Source organism: Parasphingopyxis algicola (genome assembly GCF_013378075.1).
GTDB lineage: Bacteria > Pseudomonadota > Alphaproteobacteria > Sphingomonadales > Sphingomonadaceae > Parasphingopyxis > Parasphingopyxis algicola.
On record NZ_CP051131.1, the window covers coordinates 331,403 to 350,230 of the forward strand.

The window sequence follows — 18,828 nt, forward strand, 5'->3', positions numbered from 1 at the left end:
AAGGGCAGGGCTTCGACAAACTCAGCCCGAGCGGAATAGCGAGTTTCAACCACCCCGCACCGAAGAAGGCGCGGCCTTGCTCGCCGTGCTGTTGCTCGTCGCGATCATGGCGGCGCTCGCGGCGGCTTCGCTCGAACGGTTGCAACTGGCGACGCGGCTGGCGGGCAATATCGCGGCGCTCGATCAGTCCCGCGCTTTTGCGACCGGTGCTGAATCGCTCGCCGTGCTGCGGATCAACGATCTGCTGGCGCGCGATATCGGCAAGACGACCCTGGCCGGCGGATGGCTCGGAGAGGAGACCGCGCTGCCGCTTCCCGGCGGCGGCGCGGCGCTGGCGCGGATGTGGGATGGCAGCAACTGTTTCAATCTGAACAGCGTGGCGCGCGGCGAGGAGCCGACAGCGTTGACCGTCGATCAGGTCGGCGTCATCCAGTTCAGCGCGCTGATGACGGCCCTCCAGATCCCGCGCGGCGATGCGGAGCGGATCGCCTGGTCGCTGGCCGACTGGATCGACGCGGATTCGATTCCCGCACGTCAGGGCAATGAGGACCGCAGCTACGGTAACGCCGATGCGCCCTATCGAACGGGCAATACGCTGCTCGCCGAAGTCAGCGAGTTGCGCGCGGTTGCGGGTGTCACGCCCGCCTATTATGAGCGGATGCGTCCTTGGCTCTGCGCGCTGCCAACCACCGAATTGTCGCCGATCAACGTCAACACCCTGCTTCCGGAACAGGCCCCGCTTATCGCCATGCTCTTGCCCAACCGCCTCGATGCAAACGGCGCCCGCCAGGCAATCGCCGCGCGCCCCGAGACGGGTTGGAATTCGATCGCCGATTTCTGGAACCAGCCGGTCCTCGCCAACCAGGAGCCGATGAGCGAAGTGATCGGCCAGCCGCAAATCCGCACGCGCTACTTCCGACTCGAACTCGATGTGCGGCTTGGCGATGTGGATATGCAGCAATCGGCACTGATCGATGCGAGCACGGCGCCGGCCAGGGTCGTGTCGCGGCGCTGGGGGCGCGACGAATGAGCGAGGCGCGCTTCCTTCTGCTGTTTCTCGGTGCGGAGCCGGGCTGGATCCGCATCGCCGACGGCCGGAGCGTCGTCCGTCAGGCAGGATTCGACGCGCTTCCCGTGCAGGACGACGAGCGAGAGGAAAATGAGGCCGAAACGACGATACTCGTCGTGCCCGGTAGCGATGTCGTGATCCATTGGGCCGAGATCCCGGCCGGATTGGCACCGGCCCAGGCAATTGCAGCGGCCCGGATCATGGCCAGCGAGGTCAGCGCCGATCCGCTCGATATTCAGCATGTTACGATCAGCCGTCCCGAAGAGGACGACGAACGCTGTCTCGCCATCGTTTCGCGGGCGAGTATGGATGCCTGGCTTGCCGAGGCCGCGGCGCTGGGCGTCGATCCGGACGGGATCGTGCCCGAACCGCTTCTGCTCGTGCCGCCCGAAACCGGAGTACGGACCTTCCGCCGCGCCGGACTCGATACGGTGCGCGGGCCGAAACGCGCTTTCGCCGCCGAGCCCGAGCTCGCCGCGATCCTGCTCGCCGATGAGGCGATCGAACCGCTGACCGCGGAGGATTTCGAACGCGAACTTGGCGGCGTCCTCGCCGATGCGCCGCTCAATCTGCGTCAAGGTGATTATGCCAAACGCAGGCGCTGGAAGATCGATGCGAATTATGTGCGGCGCGTGGCGCTCCTCGCCGCGACGATTCTGCTCGTCACCTTGCTGATCCAGTTGACGATGATCGCGCGTTACAGCTTTGCCGCCGATGCGCTGGAGCGGGAGATCGCCGAGCGCGCACGCGACGCGATTCCCGGGACCATCAAGATTGTCGATCCTGATGCACAATTGCGCGACCGGCTCGCCAGCCTGGGCGGCGGGCCCGGCTATGGCGAACTGGCCAATGCGGCGTTCGGCGCGATTCGCGATACGGCAGGAGTGGAGCTGCAGGCGATGATTTACGATGCCAACAACAATCTGCAGCTGACCGCTGCCGCGCCCGGTCAACCGGAGCTGACGGCCCTTCAGCAACGCATGATCGCAGCCGGGCTGTTGGTGACCCAGGGCACGGTGCGCGATGGCGGCGGCCGCCAGATCGCCGAATTCACGGTGACGGCGCCATGATCGATCGGTTCAACAGCTGGTGGAAAACCCGCACGGCGCGCGAACGCTGGCTGATCGGCGTTGCGGGTGGGTTGGCCGCCCTGGTGCTGAGCTGGCTGCTGATCGTGCGGCCGATCGACCTGATGCGCGAATCGGCGAAAGCGCGGCACTACGCGGCCGTGATTGCTTTGGGCCGCGTCGAAGCGCGACTGGACGCTATTGAGATGGTTGCCGCGAACCCGCGGACGCGTGTTCCGGGCCGGATCAGCGATGTCGTGACGGCCGAGGCGGTTCGCGTCGGGTTTAACGCCGCCCGGACCGAACCGGCCGGAACGGACGGGGTGCGTGTGATCATCGGCGCGGCCCGCCCCCAGACCTTCTTCGCCTGGGTCGCCGATCTCGAAACCCGGTTGGGGCTCGATGTCGACGCGCTGACCGCGCGGCCCAATGCCGACGAGACCCTGTCGGTCGATGTGACGTTCCGCCGGGGAGGGCAGGGCTGATGCGGATTGCGCTTCCGATGGGGCGGACGCTGTTCTTCGCCTGCATTTTCCTGCTCGCGATCCTGGTGCTGATCCCGATGCGGCTTGGGCTCGACTGGCTAGGCATGGACGAGCGCGGCATCGCAGCGCGCGAGGCAGCGGGCAGCGTCTGGAATGGCCGGCTGGTCGAGGCGCAGTTCGGCGATGCGGCAGTAGGCGATGTCGATGCCGGGCTCGGTTTCTTTCCGCTGCTGGTCGGCCGGGCGAGGGTCGCCATGGCGCGCAGCGGGACGGACGCCGGCGATTTCGGCGATTTTCGCGGCGCGATGAGCGTATCGGGCGGCGAGTTCGGGTTCGACGATATGCAGGCGTCGCTGCCGGTCGCTTTGTTGTTCGCGCCGCTGCCGATGACGGCGCTCGAACTGGAGGATGTGACGGTCCATTTCGATAACGGTCTGTGTTCGGAAGCCGAAGGGCCGGTGCGCGCGCGGATCGCCGGCGACCTGGGCGGCGTCGCGCTGCCCGATACGGTGATGGGCAATGCGCAATGCGACGAGGGCGAGTTGCTATTGCCGCTGATGAGCCAGAGCGGGATGGAGCAGCTCGAGATCCGCATCGGCGCGAGCGGTGCCTATCTAGCAGAGTTTCGCGTGGCGGCGGTCGACGACAATGCGCGCGAGCGACTCACGCTTGCCGGGTTTGCGCCCGGGCCCAACGGCTATGCGCTGACGATTCAGGGCGAATTCTGAGCGAAGGCCGCGACCATCGCCGCGGCGATGGAGAGTGCGATTTCCGCCGGGCCGGCGCTGCCGATATCGAGGCCCGCCGGACCGTCGATCCGCGCCAGATCGTCATCGGTAAAACCCTGCAGGCGCAGCCGTTCGAGCCGCGCCGCATGGCTTTTGCGCGAGCCGAGCGCGGCGATATAGGCGGCCGGCGAGTTCAGCGCGGCAGTCAGCGCCGGATCGTCGATCTTGGGATCATGGCTGAGCACTACGATGGCAGTGCGGTTCGTGGGCGCGCGTGCGGCGACCGCTTCGTCGGGCCAGCGCGCATCGCGTTCGACATCGGGAAAACGGTCGGCCGTCAGGAAGGCTGCGCGCGGATCGACGACGACCGGGGCGATATCGATCTCGGCGGCGATCCGGGCTAGCGACTGGGCAATCTGGACCGCGCCGACGATCAGCAGCTTGCGGGGCGGCGCATAGCGGTTGATCCAGAGCTTATCGTCGTCCGCAGCGGCCAGCCGCGTGATCCCTGTATCCAGATCGGTTGCCGCCGAGATCGTTTTGCCGTTGCGCCGGGCCTCGTCGATCCGGGCAAACAGCTCCGGCGGAAAACCGTTCGGCCCGACGGGCTGGACCAGAATCTCGATCTCGCCGCCACAGGGCAGCCCGGCCTGCCAGGCGGTTTCATCCTCCACGCCGAAGCGCAACAGGCGGAATCGGCCGTTGGCTATAACGTCAGCCGCCGCGTGGAGAATCTCGCCCTCGACGCATCCGCCCGACACCGATCCCTCGAAGCGCCCATCCTCGTGAATCAGCATATGGCTACCCGCTGGTCGCGGCGCCGAACCCCAGGTACGGATGACGGTCGCTACGGCAAGCTGGGCTTCCCGCCATTCCCTTTGCCGCGCGATAATGCGGTTCATTTCGCCCTTCATGCACACTCTTTGCGCTGCCCGCGCCGGAAAGCGCAAGCGCCGGTTGCGTGTCCGCGCGCTGCTGTGCCAGAGTTGACGTAAAGGAGAAGCTGATGACCGATCGCGTGACCATTGCCATCGACGACGAGGGTGTCGCCGATGTGCGTCTCAACCGTCCCGACAAGATGAATGCGCTCGATCCGGCGATGTTCGACGGGATCATCGACGCCATCGAGCGGCTCGAAGGCGAGGCAGGCGTGCGGGCGGTGGTGCTGTCCGGCGAGGGCCGGGCTTTCTGCGCCGGGCTCGATATGGCGAGCTTTGCCGGCATGGCGCAGAAGAGCGCGGATAATGACGATGGCGACGAGCCGAAATCGGACGGGCTGATGGCGCGCACCTATGGCGATGCCAACAAGTTCCAGCAGGTGGCCTGGGGCTGGCATACGTTGCCGGTTCCCGTCATCGCGGCGGTGCACGGTGTAGCGTTCGGCGGCGGGTTCCAGATCGCCTGCGGGGCCGATATCCGGATCACCGCGCCCGACACGCGCCACGCGATCATGGAGATGAAATGGGGCCTGGTGCCCGATATGGCCGGCATCCCGATCGTCCGGAACTTGGCGCGAGACGATGTGGTGCGCGAGCTTTGCTACACGGCGCGGATCTTCGACGGCGCCGAAGCGCTGGACCATGGTTTCGCCACAAGGCTGTCCGACGATCCGCATGCCGATGCGATGGAACTCGCGCACGAAATCGCCGCTAAGAGCCCCGATGCCGTGCGCGCCAACAAGCGCCTCCTTAACATGTCGCGGGACCAGCACGCGCCGGAAATCCTGCTCGAGGAATCGCGCGAACAGGCGGGCGTGATCGGCCGTCCCAACCAGATCGAGGCCGTGATGGCCGGCATGGCGAAGCGCCCCGGCAACTTCAAGGATGTCGCATAGATGAAGGCCGCAACCCTCAAGAAGCCCGGCGGGCTCGACAATATCGTCATCGCGGACCGCGCCCAGCCCGAGGCCGGGCTCGGTGAGATCCTTGTGAAAGTCGGCGCCAATTCGCTCAACTATCATGACTATGTCGTCGCGCTGGGCGGCATCCCGACCGTCGATGGCCGGATCCTGATGTCGGACGGCGCGGGCGAAGTCGCCGCGGTCGGAGAGGGCGTTTCCGGTTGGAAGACCGGCGATCATGCCCTGTCGGTCTTTTTCCCGGGCTGGCGCGACGGGCCGGGCGAGAACGAAAAGCGGCTTGGCGTGCCGGGCGACCATGCCGACGGCTTTGCCGCGGAATATGTGGCTGCGCCGGCCAGCGCGTTCACGAAAATGCCGAAGGATTACAGCTTCACCGAGGCGGCGACCCTGCCCTGTGCGGCGCTGACGGCCTGGCGCGCGCTGTTCGTTTCCGCCCAGACCAAGCCCGGCGATATCGTGCTCGTGCAGGGTTCGGGCGGGGTGTCGATATTCGCACTGCAATTCGCCAAGGCGGCGGGAGCGACGGTGATCGCGACATCCTCGTCGGGCAAGAAGCTGGAGCGGCTGACCGAACTCGGCGCGGATCATGTCATCAACTACAAGGAGGAGCCGGATTGGGGTAAAGCCGCGCTCGCCTGGACTGCGGGTCGTGGCGTCGATTCGGTCGTCGAGATCGGCGGGCCCGGGACGTTGACCCAATCCATCCATGCCTGCCGCACCGGCGGTCATATCGGACTGATCGGCGTGCTGACCGGCCTCTCCGGCGAAGTGCCGACCGCGCTCTTCTTCCAGAAGAATCTGGTGATGACGGGAATCACGGTCGGCAGCCATGCCGACCAGCGCGACATGATCGCGGCCATCGACACGAACGGAATCAAGCCGGTGATCGACAGCCATTTTCCGCTGGAGGGGTTGGCGGATGCCTTCCAGCATCAGGCGGCGCAAAAGCATTTCGGGAAGATCGTAATCGACATTCCAGGCTGAGCGCGGTGGCGCTGCCGAAACGAGGGGACGCAAGATGATGAGACCGATTTTCACGGCGATGGCAGCGGTTGCGGCGATCCTGTGGCCGATGGCTTCGCCCGCGATGGCGCAGGACGAAGGTGTCGCCGCGACCGAGACGATCGGCGCCGGTGGCCGGCCGGTCGGCGCGGCCTGGTCGCGCAGTCCGGTCTATGCCCAGCACGGCATGGCCGCGACCGCCCATCCGCTGGCAAGCCAGATCGCTATCGACATCCTGCAGCGGGGCGGCAGCGCGGTCGACGCGGCGATTGCCGCCAATGCCGCGCTCGGCCTGATGGAGCCGACCGGCAACGGCATCGGCGGCGATCTGTTCGCGATCGTCTGGGACCCCGAAACCGAGCGGCTGTACGGCCTCAACGCGTCGGGCCGCAGCCCGATGGGTCGCAGCTATGAGGAACTGCGCGCGGCGCTTGGCGATGCGACGTCGATCCCGCCGCTCGGCCATTTGCCGGTCACAGTACCGGGCGCGGTCGATGGCTGGTTCGAGCTGCACGGCCGGTTCGGCCGGCTCGCCATGGACCAAATACTGGCGCCGTCCATCGCCTATGCCGAGGACGGTTTTCCGATGGCGCCCGTGATCGCCTATTATTTCCAGCGCAACCTGCGGGCCTTCGAGCAACGGCTCGAGATGATCGGCGATTTCGACAATGCGCGCGCCACCTATTTCGCCGACGGGGCGCCGCAGGTCGGTTCGATCTTCCGCAATCCCGATCTGGCGAATACCTACCGCGCAATCGCGACGGGCGGGCGCGAGGCGTTCTATGAAGGCGAGGTCGCCCGGACGATCGACGCCTATATGCGGCGGATCGGCGGCGATCTGCGCTATGAGGACATGGCCGCGCACGAGAGCGAGTGGGTCGATGTCGGGTGCGTCGAGTATCGCGACGGCTATGAGCTGTGCGAACTGCCCCCCAACAGCCAGGGCTTCGCGGCGCTGCAGATGGTCAACATCCTGCGCAATGTCGACCTGTCGCAATGGCCGCGCGGTTCAGCCGAAGTCCTGCACTATATCACCGAAGCGAAGCGGCTCGCTTTCGAGGATCTCGGCCGGTTCTACGCCGATCCGGCCTTTGCCGACATCCCGATCGAGGGTCTGCTGTCGCAGGAATATGGTCGTCGCCGCTTTGCCGAAATCGATCCCACGCGCGCCAATCCGGAGCCCGCGCCCGGCGATCCGCGGATCGAAGGGGAGGGCGATACAACCTATCTCACCGTGGCGGACAGCAGCGGCATGATGGTCTCGCTGATTCAGTCCAACTATCGCGGGATGGGATCGGGCCTCGTGCCGGACGGGCTCGGCTTCATGTTCCAGGATCGCGGCGAGCTGTTCTCGCTCGATCCCGATCATCCCAACGTCTATGCGCCCGGCAAGCGGCCGTTCCAGACGATCATCCCGGCGTTCGTCATGCGCGACGGCGCGCCGTTCATGAGCTTCGGCCTGATGGGCGGCGGCATGCAGCCGCAGGGCCATGTCCAGGTGCTGATCAACATGGTCGATTATGGCATGAACGTGCAGGAGGCCGGCGATGCCGCGCGCTTGAACCATGACGGCGGCCGGCGGCCGACCGACGATCTCGCCGGAACGGGCGCGGACCTGCTCGGCACGCTCAGCGTCGAGCCCGGCATTCCGGCCGAGACGATCGAGCGGCTGCGCGCGATGGGCCACAATGTCGAAATCGTCGAGGATGGCGTGATGTTCGGCGGCTATCAGGCGATCGTCCGCGATCCTGAAACCGGCGTTTATGCAGGCGCGACCGAGATGCGCAAGGACGGGCAGGCGCTCGGATACTGAAAAACCCCGCCGCGCGGAAACGCGGCGGGGTCTATCATTATGCAGCGATAGCGCGCCGCTTATGCGGCGTCGAACCGGTCGGCGTTCATGACCTTGGTCCAGGCGGCGACGAAGTCGTCCACGAACTTCTCTTCATGTCCGTTCTCGGCATAGACTTCGGAGATCGCCCGAAGCTGGGAGTTGGAGCCGAACACGAGATCGGTGCGCGTTGCCGTCCATTTTTCCTCGCCGGTTGAGCGATCCTTGCCGACAAACTCCTCGTCGCCGGTCTCGTCCACGACCTTCCAGACCGTGCCCATGTCGAGCAGGTTGACGAAGAAATCGTTGGTGAGCAGGCCCGGCCGGTCGGTGAGCACGCCATCGCCGGTATTGCCGGTAACCGCACCGAGCACCCGCAGGCCGCCGACCAGCACGGTCATCTCGGGGATAGAGAGACCGAGCAGATGCGCCCGGTCGACCAGTATGTCCTCGGTCCTCACGCTCGCCTTGGTCCGCAGATAGTTGCGGAAGCCGTCGGCGAATGGCTCGAGCGGTTCGAAGCTCTCCGCATCGGTCTGCGCTTCGGTCGCATCGCCGCGACCGCCAAGGAACGGAACTTCGACATCGAACCCGGCATCCTGCGCCGCCTTCTCGACCGCCGCCGTACCGGCCAGCACGATGGCGTCGGCCATCGACAGGTCGCCGCGCAGCTTGTCGATCCTGGCGAGGACTTTCGCCAGCTCGTCCGGATCGTTGACGTCCCAGTCTTTCATCGGGGCCAGGCGAACATGCGCGCCATTCGCGCCGCCGCGATGGTCGGACCGGCGATAGGTCGAAGCCGACGCCCAAGCCGCTTTGACCAGCTCACTGATCGACAGGCCGCTGTCGAGGATCTTCGACTTGAAATCGTTGACCGCGCCGTCGCTCGGCATCGTCCCGGCCGGGATCGGATCCTGCCAGATCAGGTCTTCGTCGGGCACTTCCGGTCCGAGATACCGGACTTTCGGGCCCATATCGCGGTGGCACAGCTTGAACCAGGCGCGGGCGAAAGCGTCTTCGAGCGCCGCCTGGTCGTCGCGGAAGCGCTCGGAAATCTTGCGATAGTCCGGGTCCATCTTCAGCGCCATGTCGGCGGTGGTCATCATCGTCGGGACCTTCTTGGACGGGTCGCGCGCATCGGGTGCCATATCTTCGTCGGCGGGGTCGACCGGCGTCCATTGCTTGGCGCCTGCAGGGCTCTCCACCAGCTCATAGTCATATTTGAAGAGCAGGCGGAAATAGTCATTCCCCCATTGGGTCGGATTGGGCGTCCATGCCCCCTCCAGGCCCGAGGTCGTGATATGACCTTTCTCGATCATGCCCTCGTCCGTGACCCAGCCGAAACCGAGCATATGGAGATCGCCCGATTCGGGTGCGCCGCTAAGCTGGTCTGCCGGCACCGCACCGTGGCACTTGCCAAAGGCATGGCCGCCAGCGGTGAGCGCCACCGTCTCCTCGTCGTTCATCGCCATACGCTCGAAGGTTTTGCGCATATCGCGCGCCGACTGCAGCGGGTCGGGATTGCCGCCCGGACCTTCCGGGTTGACGTAGATCAGTCCCATCTGGATCGCTGCGAGCGGATTTTCCAGCGCCTTGCCTTCATCGGGGACGATGCGCGTTTCGGCGCCTTGGTCGACCCACTTCTCCTCGGTACCCCAATAGACGGTTTCGGGCTCGTAAACGTCCTTGCGCCCGCCGCCAAAGCCGAACACCGGGCCGCCCATCGATTCGATCGCGACATTGCCCGTGAGGATGAACAGGTCGGCCCAGCTGATGCTCTGGCCGTATTTCCGCTTGATCGGCCATAAAAGCCGGCGCGCCTTGTCGAGATTGCCGTTGTCCGGCCAGCTGTTGAGCGGCGCAAAGCGCTGCTGCCCGCTGCCGGCTCCGCCGCGCCCGTCGCCCGTGCGATAGGTGCCGGCCGCGTGCCACGCCATGCGGATGAAGAAGGGGCCATAATGCCCGTAATCCGCCGGCCACCAGGCCTGTGAGTCCGTCATCAGGGCGGTCAGGTCATCCTTGAGCGCCTGGTAATCAAGCGTCTCGAAAGCCTTTGCATAATCGAAATCCTCGCCCATCGGATCCGGCGAGGCGCCGCTTTCGGTTAGTATCTCGAGATTGAGCTGATCGGGCCACCAGTCCCGATTGGTCCGTCCGAGCAGCGAGCGTTCTTCGCCATCGAATCCCATCGGGCATCCGCCGCTCATTTCTCCGGTCTTCGCGTCCATATCCTCCTCCTATTTCCTCGGGTGTATAGTTGAATATATCGCAAGAGCGGCGTCGGGAGAAACGACTAAGCTTTGTCAGTGATAATCAGAAAAACGATTGTGTCGCCGATTAAGTTCGAAACTGTTTTCGATTTCGTCGAAGTGATGGGCTTTCAGTCCCAGAGCTTGACGCCTTTAATGGCCCGGCCGATAGACTGTGCCGGGCAGTAGGGTGATACGAGAGACGAGATGGAACTCCTGGTCGATTTCCTCGCCCGTCTCGTCACGCAGTTCCAGTCTCCCGCATTGGCGTTTCTGATCGGCGGCATGTTGATCGCCGCTTTCCGCAGCAAACTCGATATTCCCGATGCGATCTACAAATTCGCGGTCTTCATGCTGCTCATGCGGATTGGCATCGAGGGCGGACTGGAGATACGCGAAGCCAATCTCGCCGATATGTTGCTGCCTGGTATCGCAACCGTGTTCATGGGTTGCGCGATCGTGCTTATCGGGCGCTTCACCCTGGCCTTGCTGCCGGGCGTGAAGACCGAGGACGCCATCGCCACCGCCGGGCTGTTCGGCGCAGTCAGTGCCTCGACGCTGGCGGCCGCCATGGTCCTGCTCGAGGAAGACGATATCTTCTACGAAGCCTGGGTCCCGGCGCTCTATCCCTTCATGGATATTCCCGCGCTGGTGCTCGCCATCGTGCTGGCCAATCTCTATTTCGCCAAGCGCGACGGCGAGGCGGGCGAGCGGCCGAAGATCGGGGTGATTATTGCCGACAGTCTGCGCGGTTCGGCGCTCTCGGCGCTGCTGCTCGGCCTCGCCCTCGGATTGCTGACGCGTCCTGAACAGGTGTTCGAGGGTTTTTACGATCCGCTGTTTCGCGGACTGCTCTCAATCCTGATGCTGATCATGGGAATCGAGGCCTATCAGCGGCTCAACGAGATCCGCAAGGTTGCGCATTGGTACGCGGTATATGCGGTCGTCTCTCCGTTGGCGCACGGGTTGATCGCCTTCGGGCTTGGCTATCTGCTGCATCTTGCAACCGGTTTCAGTCCGGGCGGGATCGTGGTGCTCGCTGTCATGGCAGGTTCGAGTTCCGATATCTCCGGGCCGCCGACCCTGCGCGCCGCGATCCCGTCGGCCAACCCTTCCGCCTATATCGGTTCCTCGACAAGTATCGGAACACCGGTCGCAATTGCCATCGGCATTCCGCTCTATCTCGCGCTCGCCCAGATCGTCTTCGGCGTCGGTGCCGGTTAGGACCGCGCGCGCGGTCAGTCGTGCAGGAATTTGTGCGGCCGGAGGATCTCGACTTCCTCGAGATAGGTGATGCCCGAATAATCGCTGAAATAGCGGGCGGCGACAGTGTCCGTTATGCGCTCGGCGATGTCATGGTCGGAGACGATTACCTCGACCTTCACATTTCTGAATGCGTCGACCACGGATGCGCGGTTCGTAGGACGCACGCCGCGGCTGCCCTTGCCGCCCGCCGCAACGACCGTATAGCCGGTCCCGCCCGCTTCTTCGATGATGTCGGTGACGCCGTCGAATATCAGTTTTTCGGTGATGATCACGACTTTGATCGCTTTATAGGTCATGCGCCGCGGCCTCCTGCGACCGGCCTATGCATGGTCCATCTACGGGTCAAGCGAGGATCGGTGACGGCTGCCGTTGTGCCGCGGCTGCGTTTTCGAATCGATGGCGTTTGGCGATCTCTACCGGCACAGGACCCATGTCCCCGGCTGCTTTGAAGGTGAAGACCGCGCCGCCGGGCCAGCATAGAGAAGGGTGGAGAGCGGTCTAACCCGTTGCAACGAGGCGCGGCCAGCAAGCGGCGGGCGATCATCCGCTATGCGCGCAGCCTTCAGGCCGTCGCCCGGATGCGCGACCCGGGCCTGCCGGTGCTGCCGCATCAGCGCGAGGCGCTGGCCGACGCGAGGGCAGCGCTCACCACCACCGACGAACACATGCGCGCTCGAGCGGGTCTTTGCGCGGGCGCCGGTGCTGATCGACGAGGCGGCCGATGGACACACGAGGCGAACCATGCGCGACAAGGCGCAAATACGCACGGATCCCGCGCTGCATGCCGAGCAATTCATCACGCGGCGGCCGCGCTCGGTCACGCGATGCGATCCGGCCGCATGGCGAACGATCAGCGGCGATGCGTGATCCGCAGCGCGGCTGGCGGGATGGTCGCGGGCGGTCCTTATGGTTGGTGTACGGGGTATGATCCTGCGCGCCTTGCCGGAGAGTTGGCTGGCTGTGCTGTCTGGTTAGCCAAGGCATCGATCCGCTCGATACACATTGCTGCGACCATATCTTTGAAAGTATCGACCGTTCCTGCTGTTTGAGCGTTTGGACAGCGCTCGGCAAGCGATCGTCTGACTTGGGGGCGAAAGCGGACACGGTACGATATTTGATATATATCAAATACGATTTGGGTTTTCTCGCTAGATGGGCGGAATGCGAAATTCGTTTTTCCGCTGTCTCGTAATCCTCGCCGGACTGTGCGGCACGCCTGCGGCCATTAGTGCGAACGAGGTCGACTCCGCCGAAGAAACGCCGTCGATCGTCGACCCCTATCTCGATTTGCGCTACCGGCTCGAACTTGTCGACCAAGACGGATTGCCAAATGATGCAACGGCGTCGACGCTTCGGGTGCGGGCCGGGCTACGTACCCGCGATTGGCATGGGCTGAGCGCGCAGGTCGAGGCCGAGGGGATCCTGCATCTCGGGCCCGAGGATTTCAACGACACGGTCAATGGACGCATCGCTTTTCCCGTCGTTGCCGATCCCGATGACCTGCTGCTCAACCAGGCCTATGTCCGCTGGCAGTTGCCCGACCGCATCGATGCACGGGTCGGGCGACAGGTCATCAATCTCGACAATCAACGCTGGGTCGGTTCGGTCGGCTGGCGGCAGAACGACCAGACGTTCGACGCGGCCTTCGCCACCGTCAATCCATCCGCCTCGACCAGCTTGACCTATGGCTATGCCTGGCGGGTCAACCGGATCTTCGGCCCGGATTCGCCGATGGGCATCTGGCGCGACAATGACATTCACATGATCCGCGGCTCCGTCGAGGTTCCGGATTTCGGCACGATCAGCGCCTATGGCTATCTGCTCGATATACCGGATGCGCCGGCGAATTCTTCACGGACCTGGGGCGTGCGCGTGACGGGACGGCGGCCCGTTGGCGGCGATATCGGCCTCATCTATGCCGCCGAATATGCGCGGCAGAGCGATCGGGCCGGGCATCCACGCGATTTTTCGCTCTCCTATCTTCTCCTCCAACCCGGCGTAGCAGTCGGGCCGGTTGCGCTTCGGGTCGGCTATGAGCGGCTGGGCGGCAACGGGGTGGATGCCTTGCAGACCCCGCTCGCGACGCTCCACGCGTTCAACGGCTGGGCCGACAAATTCCTGCGAACACCGCCGACTGGCTTGCGCGATCTGTATGTCGACGCCACCGTCCGGCCGTTTCGTGCCGGATTTTTGGAGAATGCGGCCTTCCGGGTCGTCTATCACGACTTCCGGTCGACGCGCGGGGATATCCATTATGGCAGCGAATGGGATGCGCAATTCTCGGTCCCGCTGCGTCCGGGCTGGTCGATGGCGATCAAATATGCTGACTATGACGCGGATCGCTTTGCGACCGATACGCGCAAATTCTGGCTGACGACGCAGATAAGATTTTGACCAACGCCGCGATGACCGCCGGGGACAGACGCCGCGCCTATACCGGCCCGGCCTTTCTGAGCCATGGCTTCCGGCCGTTCTTCTTTCTGGGCTCCTGTTTCGCCGCGCTGGCGATCCCGCTCTGGCTCGCCGCTTTTGCTTATGGCTATGGCATCGCCGGAGACGCGATGCGCTGGCACGCCCACGAAATGCTGTTCGGTTATCTAGCGGCGATCGTCGCCGGTTTTCTGATGACGGCCATCCCCAACTGGACGGGGCGGTTGCCGGTCATGGGAACGCCGCTGTTTCTGTTCGTATTGGTCTGGATCGCGGGACGCATCGCGATGTTCATCGGTGACGGCGGTTTCGTCGCCGCAATCGACAGCGCGTTCCTGGTCCTGCTGGCCGGTTTCGCATGGCGCGAAGTGCTGCGTGGCAAGAATTGGCGCAACCTCCCCGTCTGCCTTTTTGTCAGCCTGTTCGCGATCGCGAACATCCTGTCCCACGTCGAGCAACACGCTTCCCTGCCAACCGGGATCGGCGAGCGCTTCGGTCTGGGCGTTGCCGTCATGCTGATGTCTCTCATCGGCGGGCGGATCATTCCGTCCTTCACGATCAACTGGATGAAACGGAGAGGAAAGCGGCCTCTAGCTTCGCCCTTCGGCCCCTTCGACAAGGCCGCGCTGCTGGCAACCGGATTGGCAACGACTGCGTGGATCGCCGCGCCGGACACCGCATTAGCCGGCTATGCTCTGCTGGCCGTTGGCGGTCTCCATCTGGTGCGGCTGGTGCGTTGGCGGGGCTGGACGACCTTTGTCGAGCCTTTGGTCGCGATCCTGCACATAGCCTATGCTTGGTTGGTCGCTGCGTTCCTCGCGATGGGCACATCGGTCGTTCGGCCCGATCTCGTCACGCCTTCGCTGGCGTTGCACGTGCTGACCGCCGGTGCGATCGGGCAACTCACGATGGCCGTGATGACGCGCGCGAGCCTCGGCCATTGCGGCCGGGCGCTGGAGGCGGGTGTGGGCACGGTGACGATCTATGCGCTGATCTTTCTCGGGGCGGCCTTCCGGGTCGCGGGGCCGTTCACGCCGCTCGACTATGCGCTCGTCATGTCGTTGAGCGGAGCCTTGTGGATTTCGGGCTTCCTGCTGTTTGCCATCCTTTACGGCCCGATGCTCTTCACGCCGCGCCGTTCGTAGATTTCCTCCACCGCATCGATCAGCGGCGTGGGTTTGGCATAGTCCGCCAATGCTGCCGCATCGTCGATATGAATATTGCCGCCCCGGACGCGCACGCCGTGCGCCGACAAGGCCCCAAAGGCGCGCGAGAGGTTTTCGGGCGTCATGCCGAGCAGCGCCGCGATAGTCCCCTTGCCGGCCGGCAGCTTGAAATGCCTCGGATCGCCGCGTGCCTCGGATTGGCGGAGCAGGTAATTGGCCAGCCGCTCGGCGGCTAGGCGCAGCTTGATCTCCTTGTGCTGCTTGACGAGCTGGCGATAGGCCTTCGAAAGTTCGGCGGCCACGGCCGCGGCGAAGGCCCGGTCCTCGGCGAAACACCGCCGGATATGTTCATTGGGAATCATCATAATCCGCGAGGGCAGGAAAGTCCGCGCCGACATCAGGAAGACCGCATCGTTCAACACCGCTGCCAGGATGAAGGCCGAAGTCGGCTCGATCACCGCCATCGTCGTCTCGCGCCCATTATGGCCGGCGTAAAGTTCGACCGCGCCTTCGACGAGGACATAGAGAAAATCGGCCGGATCGCCCTCTCGGATCAGGTCGACCTGTGGCGGGAAGGTTTGCAGCAATGCGGCTTCGACCAATTCGTCGAATCGCCGATCGTCCATATCGGCGAACAGCGGAAGATTGCGCACGATCGGTATGTCTTCAGGGCGCATGTGCGTTTCTTCCTTCCGTTGCCGGCTCCCGCACCGACAATCGTTTGATAAATATCAAAGCTACACTTGTCGATAGAGCGACGATCAGCCGAATTATGTCAAATGATTGTCCGATAAATGTATGATTTGCATCGGTAAACCCGAGATTTGATATAAATCAAAACGCTTCACGGTCCGCTTCACCAAACAGAGGCAACAGAGAATCCTCTGCGATTCTCATGCGGTCAGGGGAGCGCATAATGCACGATGTTGCCGAGATGAGACCGGCCCAGCAGCACAAGGCGCTGGGCATGAGCACGGCGGCCTTCACCATCTGTTTCGCCGTCTGGACGATCTTCTCGATCATCGGGATCCAGATCAAGGCCGATCTCGGATTGAGCGATACGCAGTTCGGTTTGCTGGTCGGCACGCCGATCCTCACCGGATCGCTGTCGCGGATATTCCTCGGCATCTGGACCGACCAATATGGCGGCCGGCTCGTATACACGCTCACAATGCTCAGCGCGGCCGCTGCGACCTTCCTGCTGTCGCTCGCGACCAGTTATTTCGTCATGCTGCTGGCCGCGCTGGGCGTCGGGCTGGCCGGCGGCAGTTTCGCGGTCGGCATCGCCTATGTCTCCAAATTCTACCCGATTGAAAAGCAGGGCACCGCGCTCGGCATTTTCGGCGCGGGTAACGTCGGTGCCGCCGTTACCAAGCTGCTCGCGCCGATGGTGCTCGTCGCCTTCGGCTGGACGATGGTGGCCCAGGTCTGGGCGGTGGTTCTCGCCGCCACCGCGATCATTTTCTGGCTGACCACAGACGACGATCCCGAACATCGGGCGCGCAGGACTACGGGCGAAAAACCGCGCTCGATGCTGATGCAGCTCGAACCGCTGAAGAACCAGCAGGTCTGGCGTTTCGCGCTCTATTATTTCTTCGTCTTCGGCGCTTTTGTGGCGCTGGCGCTGTGGCTGCCCCACTATCTGATCGACGTCTACGGCCTCGACATCAAAACGGCGGGACTGTTGGCTGCCGCCTATTCGATCCCGGCCAGCCTGTTCCGGGCCTATGGCGGCTATCTTTCCGACAAATATGGGGCGCGCAAGGTGATGTACGCGACGTTCGGCGTCTCGCTGCTGTGCCTGTTCATGCTGTCCTATCCGGAGACCGACTATGTCATCCACGGGATTCGCGGGCCGATCGAATTTTCGACCTCCATGGGGCTTGTTCCCTTCGTCCTGACCATCTTCATCCTCGGTTTCTTCATGTCGCTCGGCAAGGCGGCGGTCTACAAGCATATCCCGGTTTATTATCCCGGTCATGTCGGCGCCGTGGGAGGCCTTGTCGGCATGATCGGGGGGCTTGGCGGTTTCTTCCTGCCGATCGCGTTCGGCGCGATGAACGATCTCACCGGGATTTGGACGAGCTGTTTCATGCTGCTCTTCGCGCTCGTCGCCGTGGCTCTATTCTGGATGCATGCCGCCGTCCGGCAGATGGAACAGCGGGCGATGGGCAAGGAACTCGCTGAACTGCCGGAATTCCCGGAAATGCAGGAGCTCCACGAACCCGAAACGCATCCCGAGCAACGCTCGCCGACGCTCACCGACTGGCGGCCGGAGGACGATGAATTCTGGGCGGACAAGGGGGCGAAGATCGCCCAACGCAATCTGTGGATTTCGATCCCCTGTCTGCTGCTCGCCTTTTCGGTCTGGATGGTCTGGTCGGTCGTCGTCGCCAAACTGCCGGCGATCGGCTTCGATTATTCGACGGACGAGCTGTTCTGGCTCGCGGCGCTACCCGGTCTGTCCGGAGCGACCCTGCGGATATTCTACAGCTTCATGGTGCCCATCTTCGGCGGACGGCTCTGGACGACATTATCGACCCTGTCGCTGGCGATTCCGGCCTTCGGCATCGGTTATGCCGTGCAGGATCCCGACACGCCCTATTTCATCTTCCTGACGCTCGCGCTGCTCTGCGGCCTGGGCGGCGGCAATTTCGCCTCGTCGATGGCCAATATCAGCTTCTTCTTCCCCAAGCGGCAGAAGGGCAACGCGCTCGCGCTCAACGCCGGGCTCGGCAATGCCGGGGTTTCGGTCATGCAGTTCGTCGTGCCGATCGTCATCACGATGAGCGTGTTCGGCGCGATCGGCGGCGATCCGCAACCGGTTGCCGATGGCGATCCGCTGTGGATCCAGAATGCCGGCTTCATCTGGATACCCTTCATCCTCGTGAGCGCCGCGCTCGCCTGGTTCGGAATGAACGACATTGCATCCGCCAAGGCGAGCTTTTCCGAACAGGCCGTCATCTTCCAGCGCAAGCACAACTGGATCATGTGCTTCCTCTATACCGGCACATTCGGTTCGTTCATCGGCTATTCCGCGGGCTTCCCGCTGCTCGCGAACATCGCCTTTCCCGATGCCAACTCGCTCCAATATGTGTTCCTCGGACCGTTGATCGGCGCCGTATCCCGCGCTGCCACCGGATGGGTCTCCGACAAATGGGGCGGCGCGCGGGTCACCTTCTGGGTGTTCCTCGTCATGATCGTCGCGGTCGCCGGCGTCCTTTATTTCCTCGGCATCAAGGATGAGCCGGGCGCCTTCTGGGGCTTCTTTGCGATGTTCATGCTGCTCTTCTTCGCGACCGGCGTCGGCAATGCATCGACCTTCCAGATGATCCCGATCATCATGCGCAAGGAAGTGGGACGGTTGATGCCGGGCCTTCCGGCGAACGATCAGTTGCGCAATGCGGAGAAGGAATCCGCGGCGATCATCGGCTTCACCTCGGCGATCGCAGCCTATGGCGCCTTCTTCATCCCAAAATCCTACGGCAGTGCGATCGCGATGACCGGCCGGCCGGATGCAGCGCTCTGGGGCTTCCTGATCTTCTATGCGGCCTGCGCGGCGGTAACCTGGTTCGTCTATTCGCGCCGCGGCGGCCTGCTGCACGACATCGAACGCGGCAGGGAAACGCCTATCCAGCCACAGCTTGAACCGCAGCCCGCCGAATAAGGACCGG

16 protein-coding genes are annotated in these 18,828 nt (G+C 63.8%); 12 read left to right on the forward strand and 4 right to left on the reverse strand.

What is annotated here, in order from left to right; genetic code table 11:
* The first annotated feature begins 76 nt into the window (after window positions 1-76).
* From gspK to gspN, 4 genes are read left to right on the forward strand one after another with little or no spacing between them, the layout of a single operon-like run.
* Window positions 77-1,030, forward strand: a complete 954-nt coding sequence (gene gspK / locus HFP57_RS01785; RefSeq protein ID WP_281363109.1) for a type II secretion system minor pseudopilin GspK — start codon at window positions 77-79, stop codon at window positions 1,028-1,030.
* On the forward strand, window positions 1,027-2,139 hold the full coding sequence (gene gspL, locus HFP57_RS01790; protein WP_176868159.1) for a type II secretion system protein GspL: 1,113 nt from the start codon (window positions 1,027-1,029) through the stop codon (window positions 2,137-2,139). The genes gspK and gspL overlap by 4 nt, the downstream gene beginning before the upstream one ends.
* Window positions 2,136-2,621 carry a type II secretion system protein GspM gene (gspM, locus tag HFP57_RS01795; RefSeq protein ID WP_176868160.1) on the forward strand — a complete coding sequence of 162 codons (486 nt, stop codon included), beginning with the start codon at window positions 2,136-2,138 and terminating at the stop codon, window positions 2,619-2,621. The genes gspL and gspM overlap by 4 nt, the downstream gene beginning before the upstream one ends.
* Window positions 2,621-3,349 (forward strand): type II secretion system protein N, encoded by a 729-nt coding sequence (gene gspN, locus HFP57_RS01800; protein WP_176868161.1) that lies wholly within the window; start codon window positions 2,621-2,623, stop codon window positions 3,347-3,349. The genes gspM and gspN overlap by 1 nt, the downstream gene beginning before the upstream one ends.
* Here gspN and HFP57_RS01805 read toward each other — a convergent pair.
* Window positions 3,334-4,251, reverse strand: a complete 918-nt coding sequence (locus tag HFP57_RS01805; protein ID WP_176868162.1) for an XdhC family protein — start codon at window positions 4,249-4,251, stop codon at window positions 3,334-3,336. The genes gspN and HFP57_RS01805 overlap by 16 nt on opposite strands.
* 104 nt (window positions 4,252-4,355) lie before the next feature.
* Between HFP57_RS01805 and HFP57_RS01810 the strand changes: the two genes are divergently transcribed.
* The 3 genes from HFP57_RS01810 to HFP57_RS01820 are packed head-to-tail and all read left to right on the forward strand — an operon-like array spanning window position 4,356 to window position 8,025.
* Entirely contained in the window at window positions 4,356-5,183 is an 828-nt protein-coding gene (locus tag HFP57_RS01810) for a crotonase/enoyl-CoA hydratase family protein (protein WP_176868163.1), read from the forward strand.
* Complete coding sequence (locus HFP57_RS01815; RefSeq protein ID WP_176868164.1) at window positions 5,184-6,194, forward strand: zinc-dependent alcohol dehydrogenase family protein; 1,011 nt, start codon at window positions 5,184-5,186, stop codon at window positions 6,192-6,194.
* A gap of 37 nt (window positions 6,195-6,231) precedes the next feature.
* Window positions 6,232-8,025, forward strand: a complete 1,794-nt coding sequence (locus tag HFP57_RS01820) for a gamma-glutamyltransferase family protein (protein ID WP_176871098.1) — start codon at window positions 6,232-6,234, stop codon at window positions 8,023-8,025.
* Between the two features lie 59 nt (window positions 8,026-8,084).
* On the opposite strand, the gene katG is transcribed toward HFP57_RS01820, so the two are convergent.
* Window positions 8,085-10,271: a catalase/peroxidase HPI gene (gene katG, locus HFP57_RS01825; protein ID WP_176868165.1), complete on the reverse strand. Its 2,187-nt coding sequence runs from the start codon at window positions 10,269-10,271 to the stop codon at window positions 8,085-8,087.
* Window positions 10,272-10,499: 228 nt separating this feature from the next.
* Here katG and HFP57_RS01830 point away from each other — a divergent pair, with 228 nt between their 5' ends.
* Window positions 10,500-11,516: a sodium-dependent bicarbonate transport family permease gene (locus tag HFP57_RS01830; RefSeq protein WP_176868166.1), complete on the forward strand. Its 1,017-nt coding sequence runs from the start codon at window positions 10,500-10,502 to the stop codon at window positions 11,514-11,516.
* 14 nt (window positions 11,517-11,530) lie between these two features.
* Here the strand turns inward: HFP57_RS01830 and HFP57_RS01835 are convergent, their stop codons facing one another.
* Window positions 11,531-11,854: a P-II family nitrogen regulator gene (locus HFP57_RS01835; RefSeq protein ID WP_176868167.1), complete on the reverse strand. Its 324-nt coding sequence runs from the start codon at window positions 11,852-11,854 to the stop codon at window positions 11,531-11,533.
* Window positions 11,855-12,299: 445 nt separating this feature from the next.
* Here HFP57_RS01835 and HFP57_RS18135 point away from each other — a divergent pair, with 445 nt between their 5' ends.
* From HFP57_RS18135 to HFP57_RS01845, 3 genes are all read left to right on the forward strand, one after another.
* On the forward strand, window positions 12,300-12,425 hold the full coding sequence (locus tag HFP57_RS18135) for a hypothetical protein (protein ID WP_281363111.1): 126 nt from the start codon (window positions 12,300-12,302) through the stop codon (window positions 12,423-12,425).
* A gap of 294 nt (window positions 12,426-12,719) precedes the next feature.
* Complete coding sequence (locus HFP57_RS01840; protein WP_176868168.1) at window positions 12,720-13,952, forward strand: alginate export family protein; 1,233 nt, start codon at window positions 12,720-12,722, stop codon at window positions 13,950-13,952.
* Complete coding sequence (locus HFP57_RS01845; RefSeq protein ID WP_218135054.1) at window positions 13,949-15,133, forward strand: NnrS family protein; 1,185 nt, start codon at window positions 13,949-13,951, stop codon at window positions 15,131-15,133. Before HFP57_RS01840 ends, HFP57_RS01845 begins: the two co-directional genes overlap by 4 nt.
* Here HFP57_RS01845 and HFP57_RS01850 read toward each other — a convergent pair.
* The gene (locus HFP57_RS01850) at window positions 15,097-15,831 is read right to left on the reverse strand and encodes a cyclic nucleotide-binding domain-containing protein (RefSeq protein ID WP_176868169.1); all 735 of its coding nucleotides are present in this window, start codon (window positions 15,829-15,831) and stop codon (window positions 15,097-15,099) included. The genes HFP57_RS01845 and HFP57_RS01850 overlap by 37 nt on opposite strands.
* Before the next feature lie 239 nt (window positions 15,832-16,070).
* Here HFP57_RS01850 and HFP57_RS01855 point away from each other — a divergent pair, with 239 nt between their 5' ends.
* Entirely contained in the window at window positions 16,071-18,821 is a 2,751-nt protein-coding gene (locus HFP57_RS01855; RefSeq protein WP_176868170.1) for a nitrate/nitrite transporter, read from the forward strand.
* The last annotated feature ends 7 nt before the right edge of the window (window positions 18,822-18,828 follow it).

Excerpts from the sequence above, each read along its gene's own strand:
- gspN (WP_176868161.1), top strand. The coding sequence starts at position 2,621 with ATGCGGATTGCGCTTCCGATGGGGCGGACGCTGTTCTTCGCCTGCATT.
- gspM (WP_176868160.1), top strand. The coding sequence starts at position 2,136 with ATGATCGATCGGTTCAACAGCTGGTGGAAAACCCGCACGGCGCGCGAA.
- gspL (WP_176868159.1), top strand. The coding sequence starts at position 1,027 with ATGAGCGAGGCGCGCTTCCTTCTGCTGTTTCTCGGTGCGGAGCCGGGC.
- HFP57_RS01830 (WP_176868166.1), top strand. The coding sequence starts at position 10,500 with ATGGAACTCCTGGTCGATTTCCTCGCCCGTCTCGTCACGCAGTTCCAG.
- HFP57_RS01855 (WP_176868170.1), top strand. The coding sequence starts at position 16,071 with ATGCACGATGTTGCCGAGATGAGACCGGCCCAGCAGCACAAGGCGCTG.
- HFP57_RS01835 (WP_176868167.1), bottom strand. The coding sequence starts at position 11,854 with ATGACCTATAAAGCGATCAAAGTCGTGATCATCACCGAAAAACTGATA.
- HFP57_RS18135 (WP_281363111.1), top strand. The coding sequence starts at position 12,300 with ATGCGCGACAAGGCGCAAATACGCACGGATCCCGCGCTGCATGCCGAG.
- HFP57_RS01810 (WP_176868163.1), top strand. The coding sequence starts at position 4,356 with ATGACCGATCGCGTGACCATTGCCATCGACGACGAGGGTGTCGCCGAT.
- HFP57_RS01815 (WP_176868164.1), top strand. The coding sequence starts at position 5,184 with ATGAAGGCCGCAACCCTCAAGAAGCCCGGCGGGCTCGACAATATCGTC.
- HFP57_RS01850 (WP_176868169.1), bottom strand. The coding sequence starts at position 15,831 with ATGCGCCCTGAAGACATACCGATCGTGCGCAATCTTCCGCTGTTCGCC.
- HFP57_RS01805 (WP_176868162.1), bottom strand. The coding sequence starts at position 4,251 with ATGAACCGCATTATCGCGCGGCAAAGGGAATGGCGGGAAGCCCAGCTT.
- HFP57_RS01840 (WP_176868168.1), top strand. The coding sequence starts at position 12,720 with ATGCGAAATTCGTTTTTCCGCTGTCTCGTAATCCTCGCCGGACTGTGC.
- katG (WP_176868165.1), bottom strand. The coding sequence starts at position 10,271 with ATGGACGCGAAGACCGGAGAAATGAGCGGCGGATGCCCGATGGGATTC.
- HFP57_RS01820 (WP_176871098.1), top strand. The coding sequence starts at position 6,232 with ATGAGACCGATTTTCACGGCGATGGCAGCGGTTGCGGCGATCCTGTGG.